23 protein-coding genes are annotated in these 25,295 nt (G+C 64.3%); 5 read left to right on the top strand and 18 right to left on the bottom strand.

Translation table 11 applies throughout. The annotated features are described in order from the left end of the window. Positions 1-18 precede the first annotated feature (18 nt). The 6 genes from guaD to C8D04_RS00625 form a co-directional block, all read right to left on the bottom strand. Positions 19-1,314, bottom strand: coding sequence for a guanine deaminase (gene guaD / locus C8D04_RS00650; RefSeq protein WP_116003137.1), 1,296 nt, complete (start codon positions 1,312-1,314; stop codon positions 19-21). Between the two features lie 207 nt (positions 1,315-1,521). Next, positions 1,522-2,916 (bottom strand): dihydrolipoyl dehydrogenase, encoded by a 1,395-nt coding sequence (gene lpdA, locus C8D04_RS00645; RefSeq protein ID WP_116003136.1) that lies wholly within the window; start codon positions 2,914-2,916, stop codon positions 1,522-1,524. A 4-nt stretch (positions 2,917-2,920) separates the two neighbouring features. Continuing rightward, positions 2,921-4,234: a dihydrolipoamide acetyltransferase family protein gene (locus C8D04_RS00640; protein WP_116005927.1), complete on the bottom strand. Its 1,314-nt coding sequence runs from the start codon at positions 4,232-4,234 to the stop codon at positions 2,921-2,923. Between the two features lie 2 nt (positions 4,235-4,236). Beyond that, on the bottom strand, positions 4,237-5,292 hold the full coding sequence (locus C8D04_RS00635; protein ID WP_233521068.1) for an alpha-ketoacid dehydrogenase subunit beta: 1,056 nt from the start codon (positions 5,290-5,292) through the stop codon (positions 4,237-4,239). 3 nt (positions 5,293-5,295) lie between these two features. After that, positions 5,296-6,531: a 3-methyl-2-oxobutanoate dehydrogenase (2-methylpropanoyl-transferring) subunit alpha gene (locus C8D04_RS00630; RefSeq protein WP_116003135.1), complete on the bottom strand. Its 1,236-nt coding sequence runs from the start codon at positions 6,529-6,531 to the stop codon at positions 5,296-5,298. A 472-nt stretch (positions 6,532-7,003) separates the two neighbouring features. After that, entirely contained in the window at positions 7,004-7,315 is a 312-nt protein-coding gene (locus C8D04_RS00625; protein WP_116003134.1) for a collagen-like protein, read from the bottom strand. 330 nt (positions 7,316-7,645) lie between these two features. On the opposite strand from C8D04_RS00625, the gene C8D04_RS00620 reads away from it, so the two are divergent. Then, complete coding sequence (locus C8D04_RS00620) at positions 7,646-7,960, top strand: BON domain-containing protein (RefSeq protein ID WP_116003133.1); 315 nt, start codon at positions 7,646-7,648, stop codon at positions 7,958-7,960. 45 nt (positions 7,961-8,005) lie between these two features. Continuing rightward, positions 8,006-8,221, top strand: a complete 216-nt coding sequence (locus C8D04_RS00615) for a CsbD family protein (RefSeq protein WP_116003132.1) — start codon at positions 8,006-8,008, stop codon at positions 8,219-8,221. 97 nt (positions 8,222-8,318) lie between these two features. Here the strand turns inward: C8D04_RS00615 and C8D04_RS19080 are convergent, their stop codons facing one another. From C8D04_RS19080 to C8D04_RS00590, 5 genes are all read right to left on the bottom strand, one after another. Next, a complete protein-coding gene (locus C8D04_RS19080) occupies positions 8,319-9,128 on the bottom strand; it encodes a beta/gamma crystallin-related protein (protein WP_116003131.1) in 810 nt (269 codons plus the stop codon). A gap of 84 nt (positions 9,129-9,212) precedes the next feature. Beyond that, a complete protein-coding gene (locus C8D04_RS00605; protein ID WP_116003130.1) occupies positions 9,213-9,371 on the bottom strand; it encodes a DUF3309 family protein in 159 nt (52 codons plus the stop codon). 33 nt (positions 9,372-9,404) lie between these two features. Beyond that, entirely contained in the window at positions 9,405-9,653 is a 249-nt protein-coding gene (locus C8D04_RS00600; protein ID WP_116003129.1) for a hypothetical protein, read from the bottom strand. A gap of 206 nt (positions 9,654-9,859) precedes the next feature. Further along, a complete protein-coding gene (locus tag C8D04_RS00595; protein ID WP_116003128.1) occupies positions 9,860-10,552 on the bottom strand; it encodes a Crp/Fnr family transcriptional regulator in 693 nt (230 codons plus the stop codon). 180 nt (positions 10,553-10,732) lie between these two features. Then, positions 10,733-11,452, bottom strand: a complete 720-nt coding sequence (locus tag C8D04_RS00590; protein WP_116005925.1) for a Crp/Fnr family transcriptional regulator — start codon at positions 11,450-11,452, stop codon at positions 10,733-10,735. 146 nt (positions 11,453-11,598) lie between these two features. Between C8D04_RS00590 and C8D04_RS00585 the strand changes: the two genes are divergently transcribed. Further along, positions 11,599-12,048, top strand: a complete 450-nt coding sequence (locus C8D04_RS00585; RefSeq protein ID WP_116003127.1) for an HIT family protein — start codon at positions 11,599-11,601, stop codon at positions 12,046-12,048. Between the two features lie 111 nt (positions 12,049-12,159). On the opposite strand, the gene C8D04_RS00580 is transcribed toward C8D04_RS00585, so the two are convergent. From C8D04_RS00580 to C8D04_RS00555, 6 genes are all read right to left on the bottom strand, one after another. Next, positions 12,160-13,212 carry an adenosine deaminase gene (locus C8D04_RS00580; protein WP_116003126.1) on the bottom strand — a complete coding sequence of 351 codons (1,053 nt, stop codon included), beginning with the start codon at positions 13,210-13,212 and terminating at the stop codon, positions 12,160-12,162. Between the two features lie 69 nt (positions 13,213-13,281). Continuing rightward, positions 13,282-14,448 (bottom strand): BMP family ABC transporter substrate-binding protein, encoded by a 1,167-nt coding sequence (locus tag C8D04_RS00575; RefSeq protein ID WP_116003125.1) that lies wholly within the window; start codon positions 14,446-14,448, stop codon positions 13,282-13,284. A 44-nt stretch (positions 14,449-14,492) separates the two neighbouring features. Next, positions 14,493-15,413 (bottom strand): ABC transporter permease, encoded by a 921-nt coding sequence (locus C8D04_RS00570; RefSeq protein WP_116003124.1) that lies wholly within the window; start codon positions 15,411-15,413, stop codon positions 14,493-14,495. A gap of 1 nt (position 15,414) precedes the next feature. Then, positions 15,415-16,494: an ABC transporter permease gene (locus tag C8D04_RS00565; RefSeq protein ID WP_116005924.1), complete on the bottom strand. Its 1,080-nt coding sequence runs from the start codon at positions 16,492-16,494 to the stop codon at positions 15,415-15,417. After that, positions 16,481-18,091: an ABC transporter ATP-binding protein gene (locus C8D04_RS00560; RefSeq protein WP_116003123.1), complete on the bottom strand. Its 1,611-nt coding sequence runs from the start codon at positions 18,089-18,091 to the stop codon at positions 16,481-16,483. Before C8D04_RS00560 ends, C8D04_RS00565 begins: the two co-directional genes overlap by 14 nt. Positions 18,092-18,167: 76 nt before the next feature. Next, on the bottom strand, positions 18,168-19,100 hold the full coding sequence (locus tag C8D04_RS00555) for a LysR family transcriptional regulator (RefSeq protein ID WP_116003122.1): 933 nt from the start codon (positions 19,098-19,100) through the stop codon (positions 18,168-18,170). A 266-nt stretch (positions 19,101-19,366) separates the two neighbouring features. Here C8D04_RS00555 and xdhA point away from each other — a divergent pair, with 266 nt between their 5' ends. Both xdhA and xdhB read left to right on the top strand, forming a co-directional pair. Next, the gene (gene xdhA / locus C8D04_RS00550; RefSeq protein WP_116003121.1) at positions 19,367-20,857 is read left to right on the top strand and encodes a xanthine dehydrogenase small subunit; all 1,491 of its coding nucleotides are present in this window, start codon (positions 19,367-19,369) and stop codon (positions 20,855-20,857) included. After that, positions 20,854-23,166: a xanthine dehydrogenase molybdopterin binding subunit gene (xdhB, locus tag C8D04_RS00545; protein WP_116003120.1), complete on the top strand. Its 2,313-nt coding sequence runs from the start codon at positions 20,854-20,856 to the stop codon at positions 23,164-23,166. Before xdhA ends, xdhB begins: the two co-directional genes overlap by 4 nt. Here the strand turns inward: xdhB and C8D04_RS00540 are convergent. Next, positions 23,152-25,251: a diguanylate cyclase gene (locus tag C8D04_RS00540; protein WP_116005923.1), complete on the bottom strand. Its 2,100-nt coding sequence runs from the start codon at positions 25,249-25,251 to the stop codon at positions 23,152-23,154. The genes xdhB and C8D04_RS00540 overlap by 15 nt on opposite strands. Positions 25,252-25,295: the final 44 nt, after the last annotated feature.

The raw sequence follows: 25,295 nt of genomic DNA, 5'->3' as shown, positions 1-25,295 counted from the left end.
TGATCAAGTGCTAGGAGCCTATTTTGCTTGAGAAATGACCGTTTGTTCCACCAGGCGATCATCGCCCAGCACGATCATGGCAAACAACAACTCGCTCAGACTGCCCGCCTGGGCCGTGCGCCGCGCCAGCAGCGGCGTGGCCTGGGGGTTGAGCACGATGAAATCACCCTCGCACCCCGGCTGCAGGTTACCCACCACGCCCTGCAAGCCCAGCGCGCGGGCAGCGCCCGCCGTATGTTGCCACCACAGTTGTTGGGGCGACAGGCTCAAACCCTGCTTGGTCTGCAGCCCCTCGACCGCGGTGCGGCCTACATAGTAGGCAGCCAGCATGGTGTGGAACGGCGAAAAACTGGTGCCACCGCCCACATCGCTGGCCAGGCCATAGGCAAAACCGGCGCAGTCTGCCCCGGCGTAGTCAAAAAAACCGCTTCCCAGGAACAGATTGCTGGTGGGGCTGACGGCCGCAGCACTGCGGCGCTCGCGCATCAGGGCGCGGTCAGCCTCGTCCAGGTGGATGCAGTGGGCATACACGGCGCGCTCGCGCATCAGGCCAAAGTCGTCGTACACCGCCAAGTAGCTGCGCGAACGCGGGAACAACTCGCGCACCCAGCGCACTTCGTCCAGATTTTCTGACACATGCGACTGGATCCACACATCCGGATAGCGCGCCGCCAGTTCACCTGCACCACGCAACTGCGCCGGAGTGCTGGTGGGGGCAAAGCGCGGCGTAATGGCATAGCCCAGCCGGTCCACACCATGCCAGCGCTGGATGAGGGCTTCGGTATCGAGCAGGCTTTGTTCGGTTTCGTCGCGCACGCCATCGGGCGAGTGGCGATCCTGCAGCACCTTGCCCGTGATCAGGCGCAACTGCCGCTGGCGGGCCTCGGTGAACAACGCATCGACCGACGCCGGGTGCGACGTGGCAAAAGCCAGCGCCGTCGTCACGCCGTTGCGCAGCAGTTCATCGCAAAAGAACTGCGCCACCTGGGTGGCGTAGCCATGGGCGGCAAAGCGCTTTTCCTGGGGGAAGGTGTAGCTCTCTAGCCAGGGCAACAAGCCCTCGGCGGGCGAGCCAATCACATCCGTCTGGGGGTAGTGGACATGCATGTCCACAAAACCGGGCGCAATGATGCGCCCTGGCAAGTGCGTGACCGGCTGCCCCGCGAACTGCGGCGACAGCTGCTGCCAGGCACCGGCCGCCTGCACGCGCTGGCGGCCATGGGCATCGGGGCCGATGGCCAGCAGACCATCCTCGTCATAGACAGCCTGGCCGTCGTCGGTAAAGCGCAGCAGCGCAGAGCGGTAGAGGTGCATGGCTGCAAGCTTACCGGAGCCAACCCCTTTTTTTCTCCGGTGGAGTTCCTCAGTTTTGCAGATGCACGCGTCCCACGAAACTGGCGCGGCCCAGACCAGCGCCCCCGCGCAAGGGCCGCCCCGCCGCGCTGGGGGCGTCCCCCTGCCCGCATCGCGCAGCGATGCGAGAGCGGGGGGAAGGCGCCAAAGGCGACTCAGGGGGGTGCCTCAAATATGCACCGCATGCCCCAACGCCCGCAACGCCGCCTCCTGCACGGCCTCACCCAGCGTCGGGTGGGCGTGGATAGTGCCGGCAACGTCTTCCAACCGCGCGCCCATCTCCAGCGATAGCGTGAACGCCGCCGCCAGTTCTGCCACGCCCTGGCCCACGGCCTGCCAGCCCAGGATGAGGTGGTTGTCGCGCCGTGCGACCACGCGCACAAAACCCTTGGTGGTTTCGAGCGTCATGGCACGGCCATTGGCGGAAAACGGAAAGGCGGCGTCAATGCAGTCAAGCCCCGCAGCGCGCGCCTCGCCCGGCGTGCGGCCCACCACCACCACTTCGGGGTCGGTGAAGCAGATGGCAGGAATCGCCCTGGGCTCAAAACGGCGTGCCTTGCCCGCAATCACCTCGGCCACCACCTCCCCCTGGGCCATGGCGCGGTGCGCCAGCATGGGATCACCCGTCAGGTCGCCAATGGCCCAGACGTTGCGCATGGAAGTGCGGCACTGCGCATCCACCGCCACAAAGCGCCCGGCCATGTCGAGCTGCAGAGACTCCATGCCATAGCCCGTGGCGCGGGGCTTGCGGCCCACTGCCACCAGCACACGGTCCGCAGGCAATGCAAACTCGTCGGCGCGGGCGCTGCGCACACGCACACCGTGCTGCGCATCAAAGCCCTGCACGCTGCAGCCCAGGTGCAGCACTACGCCACTCTTTTCCAGGGCATCGAGCACCGGTTGGGTCAGCTCCTCGTCGTAGCCCGGCAGCACACGCTCGGCCGCCTCCACCACCGCCACCTCGGCGCCCAATTTGCGGTAGGCCATGCCCAACTCCAGCCCGATGTAGCCAGCGCCCACCACGACCAGGCGGCGCGGCAGGCTCTCGGGCGAGAGCGCGCCGGTAGACGACACCACGGGCCCGCCAAAGGGCAGCGTGGGCAACTCCACCGGCTCGGAGCCGGTCGCCAGCAGCAAATGCTCGCAGCGCACGCGCACCGCCTCGCCGCCGGCGGGTTCCACGCGCACCGTCTTGCCGTCTTCGATGTGTGCCCAGCCTTGGATGACCTGCACCCCGGCTTTGCGCAGCAGCGCGCCCACGCCGCCGGAGAGGCGGTTGACGATGCCATCCTTCCAGCGCACCGTCTGCGCGATGTCGAGGCTCGGCGACTGCACCCGGATGCCTAACTGCGAGCCACCAGCCTGGTGCTGCGCGCGCTCGAACTCGTGCGCCGCATGAATCAGCGCCTTGGACGGAATGCAGCCAATGGTCAAACAGGTGCCACCCAGGCGCTCGCCCTCGACCAGCACCGTAGGAATGCCCAGTTGCCCAGCGCGGATGGCCGCCACATAACCGCCGGGGCCGCCGCCGATGACGAGTAACTTTGTAGAAATATCCTTCATCGCCTTACTCCACGAACAGCAGGGCCGGGGTTTCCAGCAGCGCGCGCATGGCCTGGATGAATTGCGCGGCGTGCATGCCATCGACCACACGGTGGTCGAACGAGGAGGAGAGATTCATCAGCAGCCTGCCCACCACCTGCCCACCGCGCAGCATGGGCCGCAGGGCGATGCGGTTGACGCCGACGATGGCCACCTCGGGGTGGTTGATGACCGGCGTGCTGGCGATGCCGCCCAGCGCGCCCAGACTGGTAAGCGTAATGGTGGAACCCGACAGGGCATCGCGCGCCGCCTTGCCACTGCGCGCGCCTTCGGCCACGCTGGCAATACCGGCAGCGCAGGCCCACAGGTCCAGGCTTTCGGCGTGGCGCAGCACCGGCACCATGAGCCCGCCCTCGGTCTGCGTGGCCACGCCCAGGTGCACACCGGCGTAGCGCGTGACCACGCCCGCCTCGTCGTCGTAGCGGGCGTTGATCTGCGGAAACTCGCGCAGCGCCAGCACCATGGCGCGGGCCAGGAAGGGCAGCACCGTGAGCTTGCCGCGCGTGGCGCCGTGCAGGCTGTTGAGCTTGGCGCGCAGGGCTTCGAGCTCGGTCACGTCGATTTCCTCGACGTAGCTGAAATGCGGAATGCGGCGCTTGGACTCCTGCATCTTCTGCGCTATCTTGCGGCGCAGGCCGATGACGGGAATCGCCTCTTCGCCATGGCGCTCGGCGTAACCCGCAGGGCCTTGGGCAGGCGCCTGGCCGCCGCTGGCGACGTGGGCGTCAAGGTCGCCGTGCAGGATGCGCCCGGCCGGGCCACTGCCGTGCACGAAGCGCAGTTCCACGCCCATGTCGAGCGCACGCTGGCGCACGGCGGGGGATGCGAGTGGGCGCTCACCTGCCGTGCGCGCCACGGCAGGCGCGCTGCGCGGCGTCGCGGACGGGCGCAAGGGCGCGGGCGCAACTGCACGTTCCGCCAGAGCCACGGGCTGGGTCGGTGCGGCTGCGGGCGGGCTGTTTTTCGCTATCGAAACAGGAGCTACTTGCGCTTGTTGGACGGGCGCTAGAGCCGTATTTTCCTTTAAATTTCCCGCACCTTCCACTTCCAGCCGCACCAGTTCGGAACCCACGGCAATGGTGTCGCCCACGCTGCTCCCCAGCGCCAGCACCTTGCCGGACACGGGCGACGGGATTTCCACCGTGGCCTTGTCGGTCATCACATCGGCAATGGACTGGTCTTCAGCCACCATGTCGCCCGGCTGCACGTGCCAGACGACCAGCTCCACTTCGGCAATGCCCTCGCCAATGTCGGGCACGCGGATTGCGTAAATTCCCATGGTCATGCCTCCACTGCGCGTTGCAGGGCTGCGCCTACGCGCGCAGGCCCCGGGAAATACGCCCATTCCTGGGCGTGTGGGTAAGGCGTGTCCCAGCCGGTCACACGCTCGATGGGGGCTTCCAACTGGTAGAAACAATGCTCTTGCACCAGCGCCGTGAGCTCGGCACCAAAGCCGCTGGTGCGCGTGGCCTCGTGCACCACAACACAGCGGCCCGTCTTCTTGACCGAGTTCACGATGGTTTCCAGGTCCAGCGGCCAGATGGAGCGCAAATCAATGATCTCGGCGTCGATGCCCGTCTCGCGTGCCGCGCATTCGCTCACCCAGACCATGGTGCCGTACGTCAGCACCGTGACCGCCTTGCCAGGACGAAAGACTGCAGCGCTGGTCAGCGGCACCTTGTAGTAGCCCTCGGGCACGCGCCCCATGGCATGTTTGGACCACGGCACCACCGGCTTGTCGTGCTGGCCGTCGAACGGGCCGTTGTACAAGCGCTTGGGTTCCAGGAAGATGACCGGGTCGTCGCTCTCGATCGAGGCAATCAGCAGGCCCTTGGCGTCGTAAGGGTTGCTGGGCATCACGGTGCGCAAGCCGCACACATGGGTGAAGAAGGCCTCGGGGCTCTGGCTGTGCGTCTGCCCGCCGTAGATGCCGCCGCCGCAGGGCATGCGGATGGTCAGCGGCGCGGCAAAGTCCCCAGCCGATCGGTGGCGCAAACGCGCCAGCTCGGAGACGATCTGGTCCGTGGCCGGGTAGACGTAGTCGGCAAACTGGATCTCGACCACCGGACGCAGGCCATAGGCGGCCATGCCTATGCCGGTGCCGACGATGCCGGACTCAGAAATCGGCGCATCAAAACAGCGCGATGTGCCGTATTTGGCTTGCAGGCCCTCGGTGGCGCGAAACACGCCGCCGAAATAGCCTACGTCTTCGCCATAGACGATGACGTTGTCGTCGCGCTCCATCATCACATCCATGGCCGAGCGCAGCGCCTGGATCATGGTCATGGGCACAGCGTCGGTGAGGGGGGCCTGATTTTTCTCTTGTAGTGCGGTCATGGCTTACACCCCCATCTGCTGGCGTTGCCGGCGCAGGTGCTCCGGCAGTTCCTTGTACACATCGTCAAAGACGGTCGCGGCGCTGGGTACGCGGCCATCGAGCAAGGTGCCGTGGCTCTCGGCCTCTTTTTGCGCGGCGATGACCTCGGCCTCCAGGTCCTTGAGGGCCTGTGTGTGACGCTCATCGCTCCACTCGCCAATGGCGATCAGATGCTTTTTCAGGCGTTCAATCGGGTCGCCCAACGGAAAGTGCTGCCAGTCGTCGGCAGGACGGTACTTGGACGGATCGTCCGAGGTGGAATGCGGGCCAGCGCGGTAGGTTTCCCACTCGATCAGCGTCGGCCCATGGTTGGTACGTGCACGCTCGGCCGCCCACTGCGAGGCGGCATAGACGGCCAGAAAATCATTGCCATCAACGCGCAAGGAAGCAATGCCCACACCCACGCCGCGCTGGGCAAAGGTGGTGCCCTCACCTCCCGCAATGGCTTGGAAGGTGGAGATGGCCCACTGGTTATTCACCACATTGATGATGACGGGCGCACGGTACACATGGGCAAAGGTGAGCGCGGTGTGGAAGTCCGACTCGGCAGTGGAGCCATCGCCGATCCAGGCCGAGGCTATTTTTGTATCGCCCTTGATGGCCGAGGCCATGGCCCAACCCACGGCCTGGGGCATTTGCGTCGCCAGGTTGCCCGAGATCGAGAAGAAGCCTGCGCGCTTGTACGAGTACATCACCGGTAGCTGGCGGCCCTTGATAGGGTCGCGCTCGTTGCTCATCAACTGGCAGATCAGCTCGGACATGGCAATGTCGTCACGCGAGAGCAGCAGGCCCTGCTGGCGATAGGTAGGAAAGCACATGTCGCCGTCCTGCAGCACCATGGATTGGCCCACGGCAATGGCTTCCTCGCCCAGGCACTGCATGTAGAACGACAGTTTTTTCTGCCGCTGCGCGATCAGCATGCGGGCGTCGAACACGCGCGTTTTCATCATCGCGCGCAGGCCCCGGCGCAATCGATCTGGATGGATGGGGATGGCCCAGGGGCCGACTGCCTGGCCATTGTCATCGAGCACACGCACCAGGCTGGTGGCCAGGTCGGCCGTGTCGGCAGCGGGGGTGTCTGGGGGAGGTCTGCGCACTGCGCCTGCGGGCGAGATGCTCAGAAAGGAAAAGTCGGTCTTGCAGCCGGGCCGCCCAGTAGGCTCCGGCACATGCAGCTTGAGCGCTGAGTGCGATGTCATCCACGGTCTCCGTGCGCGATTGTGTCGCGCCATGATTTTCGGGTAGGGCGGCGCGCCGATATGCGGCGTGTCGCCCTTCTTGCGCGGGTAGCGCAGTCGAAAATTCTAAGCGCGCCCGCGCCCGTTGACCAGCCCCGCAGATGGGCCTGCTTGCAGTGGGGTCAGCGCGCGCTTGGCTGACCCTGCACGCCTTTGCCCAGCCAGTGCATGCCTCGGATCTGGGCATCACTCCACTGGGCGTTCAGCGTCTTGAGCGCCGCGTTTGTCTGCTAAAAAATGGGCGCCCAAAGTCAGGTGGCCGCAAGCGCGGCCGCGAGGATTTTGTGCATGGTGTTCATCTACAGGGTCCCTGGGATAGAAAAGCAAAAAACCGCTGGCACAGCGGTCTTGCGTCGAGCTCTATTGGCCGGGCCATCTCATCGAATGCAGGCTGCAAAGAGGCTGCCTGCCACGCAGCCCTCCCGCGGCCCCTTCAGCGGGCCGGAACAATCACTGTGGTGCCACCTGTACGCCCGGTATCACCCGTAGCGCCCGTTTCACCTGTCGCGCCGGTATAGCCGGTGGCCCCTGTGCCGCCGGTTGCACCCGTCGCACCGGTTGCGCCGGTGTAGCCCGTGGCTCCGGCACCGCCCGTGCTTCCAGTGGCACCGGTGTAGCCCGTACGGCCCTGAGCCCCCGTATCACCCGTAGCGCCCTGCGGACCCGCCGGGCCGGGAGGAAGCGAAAAGCATGCACTCAAACCCATGGTCATCAACGTGGCGGCGATCAAATGTGCGTATTTCATGGAAATCTCCTTGGAGGAAAGTAGAGAGAACCGCCCACGTCTCTGCAAGCAATCCTCAGAAATGGATCCACACGCCCAAGGGCACGCTTCAACCACACTGGTGAGACTACGCAGATTGCCGGTTCTCTTCTGTGCGCTACAGCGCATAGGCGGGGATTCCGATGCCTTTGCGAACCGGACGAAGAAAGGCTGCCACCAATGTTCGATACCGTACAGACCATGGCCGCATGGAGGACTACTCTTGCATGGTCTGCACCCCAATCTCTGTTCATAAAAAAAGGGGGAGGCGGTTTTTACGAACCCATATCTGTCACCGACTGGAGCATTACCATGATCATTCGCACTCTCCTCGCCGCAGCCATCGCTGCGACCACCCTGCTGACCGCAACGGGCTGCGCTGTCAGCCGTGGACAGGAAACTGTCGGCGCCTACATTGACGACGCAGGCATCACAACGACAGTGAAAACTCGCCTGCTCGAAGACAAACGGGTTGCCGGAACCTCGATCAGCGTTGAAACACTGAACGGAACCGTGATGTTGTCCGGCTTTGCCAAGAACACAGAAGAGAAGAACGTCGCCGAGAACATCGCTCGGCAGGTCAATGGCGTGCGGTCGGTCAAGAACGAAATCGCCATTCGCCCCTGAACCTTTTTTCACGACCATCCACACAGCATCACACAAGGAGTTTTTATGAACTGGGACCAAATCAAGGGCAACTGGAAGCAAGCAGCGGGCAAGGCACAGGAGCAATGGGGCAAACTCACCAACGACGACCTCGACGTTGTGGCCGGGCGACGCGACCAACTCGCCGGCAAGATCCAGGAACGCTACGGCATTGCCAAGGATGAAGCCGAAAAGCAACTGGCTGACTGGGAGCGCAAGGCCAGCGATTCGTGGTTCAAGTGATTGCACAGCGGCATGCCTGAATCCGCATGCGCAAGTCACGCACTGCACAGCAAAACGGCCCCGAGGGGCCGTTTTTTTATGATGCTGTTCCCATAGATCAACGGTTGCGTGGCTCTCCCTGTCGGTTCACGGTGACCATGGCCCCTGGGGACTCGGTCATCTGAATCCGATGCTCTTGCCCCCGGAAGGTGTAGGTGACATCCCAGTAGTCTGGCTGCTGGTTGGGCACATCGGCGCATCGCTGCACATTCTGCATCCGCCCCGTCTGTCCGTCCGACCCGATACGGGACCCCACCACTGCCCCCGCCACAGCGCCCCCAGCGGTAGCAATGTCCCGGCCCGTTCCGCCGCCCACCTGGTGACCCAGTACTCCGCCAATCAGTGCGCCTGCAATGGCCGCTGGAACATTGCTGGAGTCCCCTCGGTTCTGCCCCACACGCTCGCGTTCCACCCAGCAACGCTGTTCGGGGGTTGCCATTACAGCGCGTGCGGAGGTCACTGGGACTTCATAGAGGCGCTCGCCATTGCGACGGCGGCTGTCGTAGAAGGGATCGGGTACCGGCGCAAAGCGGTTGTTGGCCACACGCGCATTGCGATCAACTTCCCGCACCGACGACAGACGATCATTCATCCCCATGGAAGACAACGAAGGATATCGGCCCGGGCGAAGGACAATGCAGCGCCCCCGAAAGCGTGCGTCTTCACACACCTCCCAGCGCCCCCCCAAGATCTGCACCGAAGAAGCACGGTCATTGAATCCCAAACGTCCAAGATCCCCCATCTGGCGCTCGGTGGTAAATGAACGCCCCCGAAACCCTTCGTTTTCAAAAAAGACTGCTTGCGCCCCAGCCTGTGTGGCAAGTGCCAGCAGGGTCAAGGCACATGCGTTTTTCAACAGATGTTTCATTGTTCAATCCTATAGTGTGGGTGCCTGCCCCGGCTGACCCGTACGGCATCCATGTAAATCAAAAGCACTGCGGCCGACACAAAATCACAACCGGCCCATCACCAGCAGCACCAGCATGACGACCACCACCAGACCCAGCAATCCACTGGGACCATAGCCCCAGTTACGGCTGTGCGGCCAAGAGGGAATCGCGCCGATCAGCAGCAGGATCAGCACGATCAAAAGCAAGGTTCCCAAGCCCATCAATTTCTTCCTTTAATCGGTGTGTGCGGGGCTTCAATTGGCCGGTGCCGAGGCCGGAGGCACCACGATGACGGTGGTGCCTTCACCAGATGTGCCTGCCACACCAGGCGCTCCTGTCGTACCCGTCGCCCCCTGGCTTCCATCGTTTCCGGCTACGCCCTGCGGCCCCGCTGGTCCAGGTACAGCCACAGGGACAGGAACATTGACTACAACAGGCTGTTTTTCGCAGGCAACAAGGCCCAGCAAGGTCAGCAGCACCGCTGCAAGGTGTATGGTTTTCATGGAATTTCCTTTGAAATGCACAAACTGTGGCACGCAGGGATTGGCCCCGCGTGGGCCACACCGATCTGACCGGTAGCGTCAAGAACGGCGCCCTCTCAGGCTAAACATCCATTGGCCGCACGTCGGTGCGTTAGCGAACACAGCCAGCACTTTCGGCTGCGCTGTGCACACCGGTCGCCGCACCCGGCGCACGCCAGGTCGATCTCTCAGGACATCAACGCGGCATAGGCTTTGCGATCGGCGGCATAACAGCTGCAGGCCACCGCAGCCAGTCCTCGGCGGTCGAGCACCGTGACCTGGCCGCGGTGGTACGTGATCAACCCTTCGCGCTGAAGCCTGCCGGCGGCTGTGGTGATGCCCACCCGGCGTACCCCCAGCAGGAAAGCCAGGTACTGGTGGGTGACATGAAAATTCGAGACTTCCGACCGATCCTGGGTCATCAACAGCCAACGCGCCAGCCTGGGACCAATGGTGTGAAAACGATGGCAGGCCGCCAGGCCCGTGCGCTGCGCCATCAGCACAGACAGGTACCGATTGACGCCCGCCAGCAGGGCCTGGCTGTCTTTCAGCAGGGCGCAAAAATCATCGGTACCCATGCGCCATGCGTGGCCGGGGCTTTGCACGATGGCATGCAATGGCTCCTGTGCAACACCCAGTGCCAACTGCGCGCCCAGCAGACCTTCACGCCCGACCATGCCCACCTCCAGGGCCAGGCGTCCATCAACCTGCGCCACCTGGGAGATGAATCCCTCGATGGGGAAATAGGCATGGCACGTGGGTTGGCCCGGGCTTCCCAGCACTTGGGACGCCACCAGCGGTACCTGCTCGCACCGCGACAGGAAACCCAGGCGCTCCTTGGGCGGCAGAAGCTCGATCAAATGGTTGCGGGTAGGGGCCAATGGGTGATCCTGGAGGAAGGGCAACGTCCTTGTGCAGAAGCAGGTGCACAAAAACCACACCACTACCGCAAGACCCGGTTCACCCGTTGGCACAGTCTGCGCCACAAGCCCCCTTGCCACTGTCTGCCAGCCCACATAGTGGGCCTCTAAAACCCGGTAACGCGAGGAGACCGACCCTGGCTAGCGGGCCAGCTCGATAGGAAGGAGCCTGTCGTACTCGTGTTTGACCACACCATAGCATTCACAGGTGCGAAGCTCCAGCCCCTTGCGGTCGAGCACCGTGATACGGCCCCGGGCATAACGGATCAGGCCTGCCGCCTGCAGTTTGAGGGCTGCCTCTGTCACCCCCTCGCGGCGCACGCCGAGCATGTTGGCAATCAGCTCCTGCGTCATCACCAGTTCATTGCCCGGCAAGCGATCCAGGCTCAGCAAAAGCCAGCGGCACAATTGCTGATCGAGCGAATGGTGCCGGTTGCACGCGGCGGTCTGCACCATCTGCGCAATCAGCGCCTGGGTATAGCGCAGCAGCAGGTGCATGACAGGCCCCGATCGGTTGAATTCATCCTGGATCCTCTGTGCACTGAGCCGCACACCCATTCCCGCGCTTTGCACCACGCCCCGACTCGGTGTGGTGCCCCCACCCATGAACAGGGTGATGCCCACCACTCCCTCGTAGCCGACCACCGCGATTTCGGCCGAGGCCCCGTTTTCCATCACATAGAGCAGCGAAACAATGGACGTGGTGGGAAAGTACACATGGCTCATGGGCCGACCGGACTCATACAGCACCTGCCCCAGGGGCATTTCCACCGGTTCCAGACAGGGCTGCAGGCGCTGCCAATCGGTCTCTTGCAACGCAGCGAGCAGTTGATTGCTCTTGGGGTCTGTGGCCTGGGTCATGATATGCATGGGGTGTGCTGGTGCTCGATAAATCTGCGGGCCTGTCTCGCACGATGCTTGCGGCATGTCGCCTGGAATGCTGCATTGTGTACGTTTTCGCACACACCAAATCCTACGCCATTTTGATATCTCACAGGAGTTCCACCATGCCCATGTTTGTCGACACTTCACCGCCCGGTCAATGCATTTTTTGCCGTCTGGTGGCGGGCGAAATCCCTTCTGCCCGGGTCTACGAGGATGCATTGACCCTTGCCTTCATGGATCTGGGCCAGGTGAACCCCGGCCATGTGCTGGTGGCCACGAAGCGCCACGCCGCCACCCTCCTGGACATCACCCCCGCAGAGGCCGCTGCCGTCATGCAGACAGCCCAGCGCGTGGCCAGCGCCGTGCAGGCCACGTTCGACCCGCCAGGCATCACCTTGCTGCAGGCCAATGGCCGCGAGGGCGACCAGACGGTGTTTCATTTCCACATGCACGTCGTTCCACGCCATGCGCAGGACGGCATAGCGCTGACCTGGCCCCGCAAAGACCCTGATGCAGGCACCCTGCAGGATTACGCCGACCGCCTGGCGGCAGCCATCGCTCCCGCACCCTGATTCTGTTTCCAAATCATTCGTGTCTAGGCGCGAAGCCGCAGACAGTGCTGTAGCACGGCAAGGCGAAGCAACAACGACACGGATGATTTAGAAATGGAATGAGGTGATGGCTTAGCCATCGTGCTCAACAAAGCGCTCGAAGCTTTCCTTGAGCCGGTGCTGCCACTGGCGCTTGTCAGCCTCGGGGGCAAAGCTGGCTTCAAAGCTGTTGCTGGCCAGCTGGTAGGCGTGGCGCGGCGTCATGCCGGTGGCAGCAAAAACCTGGGTGAAGTTATCGTTGATGTAACCACCAAAATAGGCCGGGTCATCGGAGTTGACGGTGGCGCACAGCCCGGCCTCCAGCAACTGGCGCAGGTTGTGGTTCTTGAGATCGGGGAAAACGCACAACTTCTGGTTGGACAGCGGGCACACGGTCAGCGGGATACGCTCTTTCGCCAGACGCTGCATCAGCGCTGCATCCTTGACGGCCTGCACACCATGGTCGATGCGCTCGACCTTCAGCACGTCCAGCGCGCTCCAGATGTACTCCGGCGGCCCCTCCTCGCCTGCATGGGCCACGAGGTGCAAGCCCAGCGCGCGGCAGCGTTCAAAAACCCGCGCAAACTTCTCAGGAGGATGGCCCATTTCGCTGCTGTCCAGGCCCACGCCAATGAACTTGTCCTGCAGCGGCAGCGCCTGCTCCAGCGTGGCAAAAGCATCTGCCTCGCTGAGGTGGCGCAAAAAGCACAAAATCAGCGATGCACTGATGCCATGCACACTGCGCGCATCCTCACAAGCGCGGTACAGGCCGTTGATGACAGTTTCGATGGCAACGCCGCGTGCGGTATGGGTTTGCGGGTCGAAAAAAATCTCGGCATGCACCACGTTGTCAAAAGCCGCCCGCGCCAGGTAGGCGCGGGCCATGTCATAAAAGTCCTGCTCGTGCAGCAGCACGCTGGCACCCGCGTAGTAGATATCGAGAAAGCTCTGCAGGTTGTTGAAAGCGTAGGCACTGCGCAGCGCCTCGACACTGGCGTAAGGCAGGCGCACATCGTTGCGCTGTGCCATGGCAAAAATGAGTTCAGGCTCTAGCGAGCCCTCGATGTGGATGTGCAACTCGGCTTTGGGCATGGCGCGCAACAGCACAGCCAACCGTTCGGCGGACAGAGGGGGAACCTTGAACATTGCAGCTTTCCTTCCATTGAAAAGGGCCGCCCACGGGCGGCCCTTTGGCTCGGCGCGCAGGCGCTGGGATTACTTCTTGTCGCCGCCAGGAATCTTGCCTTCCACGCCCTTGACGTAGAAGTTGATGCCTCCGAGGAACTTGTCGTCAGCCACAACATCCTTTTCCAGCACGGGCTTGCCATCCTGGCCCACGATCGGGCCCTTCCAGATGCTGAAGGAACCGTCGGCCAGGCCCTTCTTGACTTCCTCAACCTTGGCTTTGGTCTCGGCTGGCACATCTTCGGCAATGGACACGAGGTCAATCGCACCTTCCTTCACACCCCACCAGGCTTGGCCCGTGGCCCAGGTGCCATCGAGCGCATCCTTGGTAGCTTTGATGTAGTAAGGACCCCAGTTGATCACGGCCGACGCCAAGTGTGCCTTGGGACCATAAGCGGTCATGTCCGAATCCCAGCCAAAGGCGCGCTTGCCTTTTTCCTGTGCGGTTTTCAGCACAGCAGGCGAATCGGTGTTCTGGAACAGCACGTCGGCGCCGCCGTTGATCAACGACGTGGCCGCTTCGGTTTCCTTGGGAGGACTGAACCATTCGTTCACCCAGACCACCTTGGTCTTGATCTTGGGGTTCACGCTTTGCGCGCCCAGCGTGAAGCTGTTGATGTTGCGCAGCACTTCGGGGATGGGCACCGAGCCGACCACGCCCAACGTGTTGGTCTTGGTCATGGCACCGGCAATCACACCCGCCATGTACGCGCCTTCATAGGTGCGGCTGTCATAGGTGCGCATGTTCTCGGCGGTCTTGTAGCCGGTCGCGTGCTCGAACTTGATGCCGGGGTTGTCCGCAGCCACCTTGAGCATGGATTCCATGTAGCCGAACGTGGTGCCAAAAATCAGCTTGTTGCCCTGGCCCGCCATGTCGCGCAGCACGCGCTCGGCGTCGGCCGATTCGGGCACGCTTTCCACGAAACTGGTAACGATCTTGTCGCCAAATTCCTTTTCCAGCGCCTTGCGTCCGTTGTCATGGGCATACGACCAGCCACCGTCGCCCACCGGGCCGACATAGGCAAACGCAATCTTGAGCGGCTCGGGCTTGGGCGCCGGGGCTTCGGTGACCGGCGCAGGCGCGGGTGCAGGGGCCGGAGCGGGCTCTTCCTTCTTGCCACAGCCCACGAGTGCGGCGGCGGCTACGGCGGACATCGCGGCCACTTTCAGCAGAGTGCGTTTGTGCAAATCGGTCATGTCGGTTCCTTCTGGGGGAGAGTTGGGGACAGGAAAAACGGCCATTATGAGCCGGGATGGAAAGGTTTGCCCAGCGATGCAGGCATGTTCACGCGGATCCACTGCGGATTGCGCGAGATCAGCGCCAGCACCACGATGGTGGAGACATAGGGCAGCATGCTCAGCCACTGGCTGGCCACCTGCACGCCGGTGGCCTGCAGGTGAAACTGCAACATGGTCACACCGCCAAACAGGTAGGCACCGAGCAGCACGCGCGCTGGGCGCCAGGTGGCAAAAGTGGTCAGCGCCAGCGCGATCCAGCCACGCCCGGCCACCATGCCTTCGACCCACAGCGGCGTGTACACGGTCGAAATGTAGGCCCCGGACAAACCGCACAGCGCCCCGCCGACCACAACGGCCGCCAGACGAATGCGCCGCACCGGGTAGCCCAGTGCGTGCGCCGACTGCGGCGACTCGCCCACCGAACGCAGCACCAGCCCGGCGCGTGTGCGGTACAAAAACCACACCAGCGCGCCAGCAAAGACCATGGAGAGATAGACCATGGGGTGCTGGCGGAACAGGGCCGGCCCCAGCAGGGGCAGGTCGCTGAGCCAGGGCAGCTCGTATTTGGGCAGTTCGGGCAGCTTGGCCTGCACATAGCTGATCCCGGCAAACGCTGAAAACCCCGTGCCAAACAGGCTCAAAGCCAATCCCGTGGCGTACTGGTTGGTCCCCAGCCAGATGACCAGCCAGCCAAAGATGGCCGCAAGCACCGCGCCCGCCGCCATGCCAGCGGCAAATCCCAGCCAGGTGTTGCCCGTGTACACCACGGCGGCAAAGCCCGCTATGGCGGCGCACAGCATCATGCCCTCGGCCCCGAGATTGACGATGCCGGCCTTTTCGTTGATGAGCAGGCCCAGGGCCGCAATGGCCAGAACCGTGCCCGCACTGAGCGTGGCACCGATAAGGAGTGCGTAGGATTCCATATCAGGCTCCTGCCTTCACACCAGAGGGGCGCACCCAACGCACGCGGTAGGCAATCAGGGTATCGCAGGCCAGCAGCGAGAACAGCAGCAAACCCTGGAACACGCCAGTGAGCGATTTGGGCAGGCCCAGGCGCGACTGCGCCAGTTCGCCGCCAATGTAGAACATGCTCATGAGAATGGCCGAAAACACCATGCCTACCGGATGCAGGCGCCCCACAAAGGCCACGATGATGGCCGCAAAGCCGTAGCCCGCAGGCACATAGGGTGTGAGCTGACCGATCGGCCCTGCCACCTCCAGCGCCCCCGCCAACCCAGCCGAGCCGCCCGAGATGAGCAGCGCCGTCCAGAGCGCACGGCGCGACGAAAACCCGGCATAACGGGCTGCAGCAGGCGCCAGACCGCCCACCTGCTGTGCAAACCCAGCGCGCGAACGAAACAGGAACACCCACAACGCTGCGGCGCTGGCGAGCGCAATGTACAGGCCGATATGCATACGCGAACCCGCCATCAGGCGCGGGATCTGCGTCACTTTCTCAAAAGTGCGCGTCTGCGGAAAGTTATAGCCCATCGGGTCCTTCCAGGGGCCAAACACCAGAAAACTCAGCAGCAATGTGGCCACGTAGACCAGCATCAGGCTGACCAGGATTTCATTGGCATTGAAACGGTCGCGCAGCAGCGCCGTGAGCCCCGCCCAGACCATGCCCCCCAGCACACCGGCCAGCAGCAGCGCAGGCACGATCCAGGCGCCCGTGTCCTTGCTGGCCAGCAGTGCCACACCGCCTGCGGCAATGGCACCCATCACAAACTGACCCTCGGCACCGATGTTCCAGACGTTGGAGCGAAAGCACACCGCCAGGCCCAGGGCAATCAGCAACAGCGGCGTGGCCTTGACCATGAGTTCGCCCAGTGCGTACTGCGAGCGCACCGGCTCCCAGAAAAAAATCTGTAGACCGCGCAGCGGGTCCTTGCCCAGCAGAGAGAAAAGCGCCACGCCAATCAGCACCGTGACGCACAGTGCCAGCACGGGCGAGCCATAAGTCCACAGGCGCGAGGCCTGGGGCCGGGGTTCAAGCTTCAACATGGGAAACCCCGCTTTGCAGTTCTGCCAATTGCGCGCGGTTGCGCGCCAGGTGGGCCTGCACATCGGCATGCCACAGGCCGCTCATCCATTCGCCAATGCGCGGGGCCGTGGCCTGGGCCCGATCGACCGAAGGCGACAGACGGCCCTTGGCCATCACGTACATGCGGTCGCTGATGTCAAACAGCTCCTCCAGTTCTTCGCTGAGCACCAACACGGCACAACCGGCATCGCGCAAGCGCAGGATTTCGCTGCGGATCTGCTGCGCAGCGCCCACATCGACGCCCCAGGTGGGCTGTGAAACGATAAGCAGGGTCGGGTTGGCCGAAACTTCCCGCCCGACGATGAATTTCTGCAGGTTGCCACCTGAGAGCGACTGGGCCGCCGCGTGCGGCCCACCGGCCCGAACGCCAAAGCGCTCGATGATGGCCTGCGCCTGCGCCTGCAACACAGACATGCGAATCCAGCCTCCCCAGCCCACGGCATCGTTGCGGGTGAGCAGCAGGTTGTGCGCCAGGCCCATGCTGGGCACGGCACCCCGCCCCAGGCGTTCTTCGGGCACAAAGTGCAGGCCCAGCGCGCGGCGCTGGCGTGGGCCCAGGTGCCCGGCGTTCTGGCCTGCCACCTGCACCGTGTCGGGCCGGGCGCGCTGGTCCTCACCCGACAGCGCATACAACAGCTCTCTTTGCCCGTTGCCCGAGACTCCGGCAATGCCCACCACCTCGCCGGCACGCACATCGAGCTGCAGGTCCACCAGGTCCACGCCAAATGGGTCGGTGCGTGGCAGGCTCAGGCCCGCCACGCGCAGCACGGTGTCGCCGGTCTGGGCGGCGCGGTGCTCCAGCGCCGGCGGCTCGGCACCGATCATCAGGCGCGAGAGCGAGGCGTTGGATTCTTCACGCGGGTCGCACACGCCTGTCACCTTGCCACCGCGCAGCACCGTGCAGGCCGTGCACAGAGCGCGGATCTCGTGCAGCTTGTGGCTGATGTAGAGGATGCTGCAGCCCTCCTGCGCCAGCTTGCGCAGCACCACGAAGAGCTTTTCGACCGCCTGGGGCGTGAGCACCGAGGTGGGTTCATCAAGGATGAGCAAACGCGGCTCGGTCAGCAGGGCGCGGATGATCTCCACGCGCTGCATCTCGCCCACGCTCAGGGTGTGCACCGGGCGCAGCGGATCGATGTCCAGGCCGTACTCCTGCGCCTTGGCGGTGATGCGGCGGGTGACGTCGGCCAGGGAATGGCTTTTGTCCAGCCCCAGCCAAACGTTCTCGGCCACGGTCAGCGTGTCGAACAGGCTGAAATGCTGGAACACCATGGCAATGCCCAGGTGCCGCGCCTCCTGCGGGTTGCGGACCTGCACGGTGCGGCCATCGAAAGACACACTGCCCTCGTCGGGGCGGGTGGCGCCGTAGATGATCTTCATCAGCGTGGACTTGCCAGCGCCGTTTTCGCCCAGCACGGCGTGGATTTCACCGGGCTGCACGACCAGCGACACGCCGCTGTTGGCCACCACGGCGGGGTAGCGCTTGGTGATGCCCGTGAGCTGCAACCGGGGCGGCGTTGCCGTACCAGTCGCGGAAAGGGGTGCGGTGGAACTCATGCGGGCGATTGTCTCTCAGTTTGTTACTTTTATTGAAGAAATTGGCGTCTTACGCTGATAGGGTAAGCGCTGATAGCTATTGTTTTCGCAGTGAAAGCGCAACCCCCCGGATGCATTCACGCAACCACATCGCCGCCGCTGAGTGGTGGCTGCGCGCATGCCAGAGCTGGTAATACATGAGTGGCGGAAAATGCACCGGGCACGGCAGGATGGCCACGGGCAGGCGGTCCGTAAAGCGCTCGCAGTACTGGCGCCCCGTGGTCAGCACCAGCAAGCTGGAGGCCACGATGTCCGGAATCAGGCTGAAATGCGCACAGCGCGCGGTGATGTTGCGGGCCAAACCCTGGGTGTCGAGATAGCCATCAATCACGCCGCGCGCACCCGGGTGCGTGGGCGTGGGCGCAATGTGCTCAGCCTCCAGCCACTCATCAATGTCCCAGCCCCGGCGCATGGCGGGGTGTTCCTGGCTGACCAGGCACACCACTTCGTCGGACAGCAGGCGACCTAGGTGCAGGTCGTCCGGGGGCTGCGGCCAGTTGCCAATGACCACATCGGCCTCGCCCTGCGCCAGCAGCGCGTGGTAGTGGGCATCGGGCGAGAGCGGCAAGATTTCGATAGGGCACAGCGGCGCCTCGTGCTTGATGCGCGCCACCAGACGCGGCAGAAAAAACGGGTCAAGGTAGTCGCTTGCTGCCACGCGGAAGGTGCGTGTGGCGCTGCGCGGGTCGAAGCCGCGCGCATCGGAAAACAGTGCCTCGGCCGCGCGCAGGATGGCGCCGGCTGGCTCCACCATGCACAGCGCCGCATCGGTGGGCACCATGGCGCTGCCCGAGCGCACCAGCAAGGGGTCGCCCGCCAGGGTGCGCAGGCGTTTGAGCGCGCTGGATACCGCCGGCTGGTGCATGCCCAGCCGCACGGCCGCCCTCGATACGCTGCGTTCAGTCAACACGGTATGCAAGACCCTTATGAGATGGAGGTCTATCTTGTCGAAAAGGGCTTGGTCTCTCATAGCTGTGCAGGCATTCCCGTCATACGGCGAGGCTTATGTCGCGAGGCGCAGCACGCTCTACCCTAGGAGCCTGTCGGGCTTGGTAAACGTCGGCTGCAAATCGACCGCAGCAGCCCATTTTCCACCGTCTTTTTGCCCCATAGCCGGGCTATGGGGCTGCAAATCCGGCAAAAACTGGTCTCGCTGGGGTCGATTCTCGCTTTCGACGCCCCAAGTCCGACAGACTCCTAGAACGTCCGCAGTCCATCCGCTGTAACCTCTCGACCATGCGCTCTTTGCAATTCATCCGCCGCGGCCAGCCGATAGCGTTGGCCAATGTACCACCCGACCGCACGCTCTTGCAGGTGCTGCGCGAGGACCTGGGCCACACCGGCACCAAAGAGGGCTGCGGCGAAGGCGACTGCGGCGCCTGCACCGTGGTGATCGGCGAGGCCGATGGCGACGGCGTGGCGTACCGCGCCATCAACGCCTGCATCTGCCTGGCGCATTCCATCGATGGCAAGGCGCTGTGGACCGCCGAAGACCTGGCGCTCGATCCACTCATCCTGCCCACCGACGCGGCGGACCCGGGCAGCGCCCTGCATCCAGTGCAGCAGGCCCTGGTAGACCACCACGCATCGCAGTGCGGGTTCTGCACGCCGGGTTTTGTCATGAGCCTGTTCGCCCTGTACCAGAACCGGGTCTGCCACGGCCAGCCCGTCACGCGCGAGCAGGCAGTGCAAGACCTCTCGGGCAACCTGTGCCGCTGCACCGGCTACCGCCCCATCCTGGACGCCGCCCAGGAGATGCACACCCTGCCCCGCATGCAGGTGGACGAGGCCGCTTTGCTACAACAATTAGAGCTACTAGCGCTTACCCATAGGCCGCTAGAGCAAAATTTCTCCTATATTTCCCCCACCACGCTTGATGCCCTGCTGGCGGCACGCGCCGCGCACCCGCAGGCACAACTGGTGGCGGGCTGCACCGACGCAGGGCTGTGGGTGACCAAGCAGCACCGCCAGTTGGGCCAGGTGCTCGACGTGACCCGCGTGGCCGAGCTGCGCCAGATCACCGAGGCAGCAGACCACACGGCCATCGGCGCCGCCGTGCGCCTGCAGGACGCCTTTGAAGCGCTGGTGCAGCGCAGGCCGCAACTGCACACCTTTGCCACCCGCTTTGCAGGGCTGCCGGTGCGCAACGCCGGCACGCTGGGAGGCAACATTGCCAACGGCTCGCCGATTGGTGACTCCATGCCGCTGCTCATTGCCCTGCGCGCCCGCGTGGTGCTGGCCAGCCCCCGGGGCGAGCGCATTCTGGCGCTGGAAGACCTGTACACCGGGTACCGCCAGAACGTGCTGTCGCCCGACGAAGTGCTGGCGCGCATTCTGGTGCCCCACCCTGCCAAGGCTGAGCTGTTGCGCGCCTACAAGGTGTCCAAGCGCTTCGACGACGACATCTCTGCGGTGTGCCTGGTGCTGTGCCTGCACCTGGAGGGCGGCGCGGTGCGCAGCGCCTCCATCGGTGCTGGTGGCGTGGCCGCCGTGCCTGCCCGCGCGCACCAGGCCGAGGCCGCTCTCACAGGCCAGCCCTGGGACGAAGCTGCGGTGCAGCGCGCAGCGCAGGCGCTGCAGACCGAGTTCACCCCCCTATCCGACATGCGTGCCAGCAGTGCGTACCGGCGCACCGTGCTGGCCCGGCTGGTGCAGCGCTTCTGGCTCGAAAGCCAAGGCCACACCGATGTGTCGCTGGAGAGCTTCCGGCTGGAGGAATCGGCATGAGCGCCCACCGCACCATGGGCCAGTCGCACCCGCACGAAAGCGCGTACGCGCAGGTAGCGGGCGCAGCGCACTACATCGACGATCTGCCCGAAGTCAAAGGCACGCTGTATGCGGCTCCCATCCTCTCGCCCGTGGCGCACGGTCGCATCAACAGCATCGACACCGCACCCGCCCTGGCCATGCCCGGCGTGCGCGCTGTGGTACTGGCACACGACATCCCTGGCGACCCGGTGCTGGCCGCCTTTGCCCACGACGAGCCCATTTTTGCCCAGGACACCGTGCAGCATGTGGGCCAGGTCATCGGCCTGGTCGTAGCCGAATCGGTCATACAGGCCCGCCGCGCTGCCCGCGCCGTGCGGCCCGACATCACCCCCTTGCCCGCCATCCTCACCATCGCCGCCGCATTGCAAGCCCAAAGCCAGGTGCTGCCGCCCGTGGTGGTGCGCCGGGGCACACCCGAGGCCGCACTGCAGGGGGCACCCCACCGCCTGAGCGGCCAGCTGGAAGTGGGCGGGCAAGAGCACTTCTATCTGGAAGGCCAGATCGCCTACGCCCTGCCGCTGGAGCAGGGGCAGTGGTGGATCCACTCCAGCACGCAGCACCCGGGCGAGGTGCAGCACTGGGTAGCGCATGCCCTGGGCATTGCCAATCACGCGGTGCGTGTGGAATGCCGCCGCATGGGCGGCGGATTTGGCGGCAAGGAAACCCAGGCCGGCCACTTGGCGGTGTGGGCCGCATTGGCCGCGCAAAAAACAGGGCACGCCATCAAACTGCGCCTCGACCGCGACGACGACTTCGTGGTCACCGGCAAACGCCATCCGTTCGCCTACGAGTGGGATGTGGGCTTTGACGATACCGGGCGCATCACCGCGCTCAAACTGCAGATGGCAGCCAACTGCGGCTTCTCGGCCGACCTGTCAGGCCCCGTGTGCGACCGCGCCGTCTTCCATGCCGACAACGCCTATTACCTGGAGAACGTGGAGATCACCTCGCACCGCTGCCGCACCAACCTGCAAAGCCACACGGCTTTTCGCGGCTTTGGCGGACCACAGGGTGTGATTGCCATCGAAACCATCATCGGCGACATTGCCCGCGCGCTGGGGCGTGACGCGCTGGACGTGCGCCTGGCCAACCTGTACGGCACCGTCGAACGCAACGTCACCCACTACCAGATGCCGGTGGAGGACAACATCCTGCACGATTTGCTTCCAAAATTGGAGCAAACCACGCAATACCGGCAGCGCCAAGAAGCCATTGCCGCTTGGAACGCTGCCAACCCGGTGCTCAAGCGCGGTCTGGCCATCACGCCGGTGAAATTCGGTATCAGCTTCACCGCCACGCTGTTCAACCAGGCAGGCGCCCTGGTGCATGTGTACACCGACGGCAGCGTGCAGGTAAACCACGGCGGCACCGAGATGGGCCAGGGCCTGCACACCAAGGTGGCGCAGATCGTGGCCGACGAATTGGGCGTGCCCTTGCACCGCGTGCGCGTGACGGCCAGCGACACCAGCAAGGTGCCCAACGCCAGCGCCACGGCGGCCAGCAGCGGCACCGACCTCAATGGCCGCGCGGCGCAGTTTGCCGCGCGCAACGTGCGCGACAACCTGGCCTCGTTCGTCTGCGGGCTGGACGGCTGCGGCGCGGGCGCCATCCGTTTCGAGGGTGGGCGTGTGATCTCGCCCAAGACCGAGCGCAGCTTCGAGGAGGTGGTGAGTGCGGCCTATGCCAACCGCATCCAGCTCTGGAGCGACGGTTTTTACCGCACGCCCAAAATCCACTACGACAAGACCACACTCACGGGTCGGCCCTTCTACTACTTCGCCTATGGCGCGGCCTGCACCGAAGTAGCGGTGGATACGCTCACCGGCGAGAACCGCGTGCTGCGTGTGGACATCCTGCACGACGTGGGCCACAGCATCAACCCGGCCATAGACCTCGGGCAGATCGAGGGCGGTTTTGTGCAAGGCATGGGCTGGCTCACCACCGAACAACTGGTCTGGAACGACCAGGGCCAGCTCGCCACGCACGCACCCAGCACTTACAAGATTCCAGCGACGGGCGACATCCCCGCTCACTTCAAGGTCGATCTGTGGCCCGAAGCCAACCGCGAGGACAACGTGGGTGGCAGCAAAGCCGTGGGTGAGCCGCCCTTCATGCTGGCCATTAGCGTCTATGAAGCACTGCGCAACGCCGTGGCCGCTGCACGCGGCGCCAGCGCTGGACCGGTGCAACTGACCGCACCGGCCACCGCAGAAAACATGCTGCACGCGCTCGGCGCAATGGATTCGACCGGGTCAACCAGCCGCTAGCATGCTCCCCTGCACCATGCGCTGCACCACCTGGTTGCGCCCGGCGCGCTTGGCGTCGTAGCAGGCCATATCAGCCGCATGCAGCACGGCGGCTACATCCTGTAGGCCAGGCTCCAGCGGCACCATGCCAATGCTCACCCCCAGGGTGAAGCTGCGCCCCTGGTAGACAGGCTCCCAGCTTTGTACTGCGGCGCGCAGCTGCTCGGCCACGGCCAGGCCATGCGCGCTGGAGCAGCCCGGCAGCACCACCGCAAATTCGTCTCCGCCCAGCCGCGCAGCCCAGCCCGACTGGCGCACCTGCACCTCTAGCAAGCGGGCGACATGGCGCAGCACGTCGTCCCCAGCATCGTGGCCCGCCACATCGTTGACCACGGTGAAATGGTCCAGGTCGAGGAACAGCACCACGCCCGAAACGGAAAGCCCCTCGACACCGTTCAGCGGTGTTGGCCGACTGTCGGTGGGAGGCTGGTCCGCGGCCAGCAGAAGTCGCAAGCGCTGCTCGAAGCCCTGGCGGTTCTCCAGTTGGGTCAGCGGGTCGTGCGTGGTGACCCAGCTATCCTGGCGGCGCTCTTCGTGCGCAGCCGTCATTTCTTCCACCATCCACACGCGGTCACCATCCGGCGCCTGAAGATCAACCGCACGCCCCTGCACCCGCGCCCACACCGGGCTGCCATCCTTGCGGCGCAGGCACACGTCGCCGCCAAAGCCGCCATGCACGGCAAACGAATCCTCGATGCGCCGATCCAGGCCAAAGGAATCCCGCTCTGCCGGGTAGATGCAGGCCAGCGGCTGGCCCTGCAACTCGACGGGGACAAAGCCCAGCATCTGGCAGGCCTGGCGGCTCATGGAGACCAGGCGATCACCACGGGTGATGGCAATGCCCACCGAGCTAACATCCAGGATCGCCTGGTATTGGCGCTCCAGTATGCGATGGCGCTGCTGCGCATCGTCCTGCTGGTTCTGTACGCCTTCAAACACCTCGACCAGGGCGCCCACCTCACCACCAGCACGAGGCCAAGGCATGGCGCCAGGGACGTCGGCGGAACCATCCAGCAATTGCCCGGCACGATCACGCAGTTGCGCGAGCGGCTGGAACATCCAGAACGCCAACAAGGCAAACAAGGCTACGGTCAAGGCTATAGCGGCCGCCGCGAGCCACCACGCCTTGCGCTGCGCACCTTGCAGTGGGGCCAATAGCGCCTGCGTATCGCTGACCCGTGCCACCATCCATTGCGGCAGCGGCATGCCCGCCATGCTGACAATATGTCCCGGCACCATCTCGGTGCTGGCAGCGCCCATCACCGGACTATCGTGCTCCAGCCAACGTGCAAAAACCGGCGCCAGACCCGGTTCATCGCGTACCTGCCCCATGACACGCGCAGGGTCGGAATGCGACAGAATCGTGCCCTCGCGGGTGAACACCACCAGCCGGGTATCCGCCCGTTGCGGCACGGCCATGGAAATGGGCAGCAAACCCTGGGACTGCAGCCGCAACATGCCCGCCACCACACCCAGTACCGTGCCATCATCCCGGTGCAGCGGCATGGTGAACATGATGCGCGCCTCGCTGGAGCGGCTGGCCATCAGCTCGGCCACCATGGGCTTGCCATCGACCAGTGTCCGCCGCAAGGCATCACGTGCCGGGGGCTCCAGGTTTGCGGTTTTTTCGAAACGGCCGTTTTGCAGGTTGACACGCAATTCACCATCCTGCCGCGCCACCAGCATGGAATCAAAAAACTGCACAGCGGGAAGACTCTGTTGCAGCAGCCACTCCAGGCTGGCCGGAAGCTCCAGCATCTCGGGCGTAATACCTTCAGCGACGTTGCGCAGCACTTTCTGGCTCTGCTCGATCTTGCTGGCCAAGAGCCGTGCAAACACTTCCACCTCATCGGTCTGCTGGTCCTCCATGCGCTGCACGGCTTCCTGCCCCGACGCCCGCGCCACCAACCAGCCCGAAACAGCGCCCGACAGCGCAATGGCCAGGGCCGCCAGCACCACCAGCCGCAGCGCCAGCGCTCCCGGCAGCGCCCAATGGGGCGCCGTGGTTTCTGCCACCGCCAGTGCTGCGTCCGTTGGGGGTGTCATGCGCACCCCCAACCCTGCGCATGCAGGCGGAGCCAGAAAAAAAG

The organism is Simplicispira sp. 125 (assembly GCF_003096555.1).
Taxonomy (GTDB): Bacteria; Pseudomonadota; Gammaproteobacteria; order Burkholderiales; family Burkholderiaceae_C; genus Simplicispira.
The sequence above is the reverse complement of the archived record's forward strand: the minus strand, read 5'-3'. Positions and strand labels throughout refer to the sequence as shown.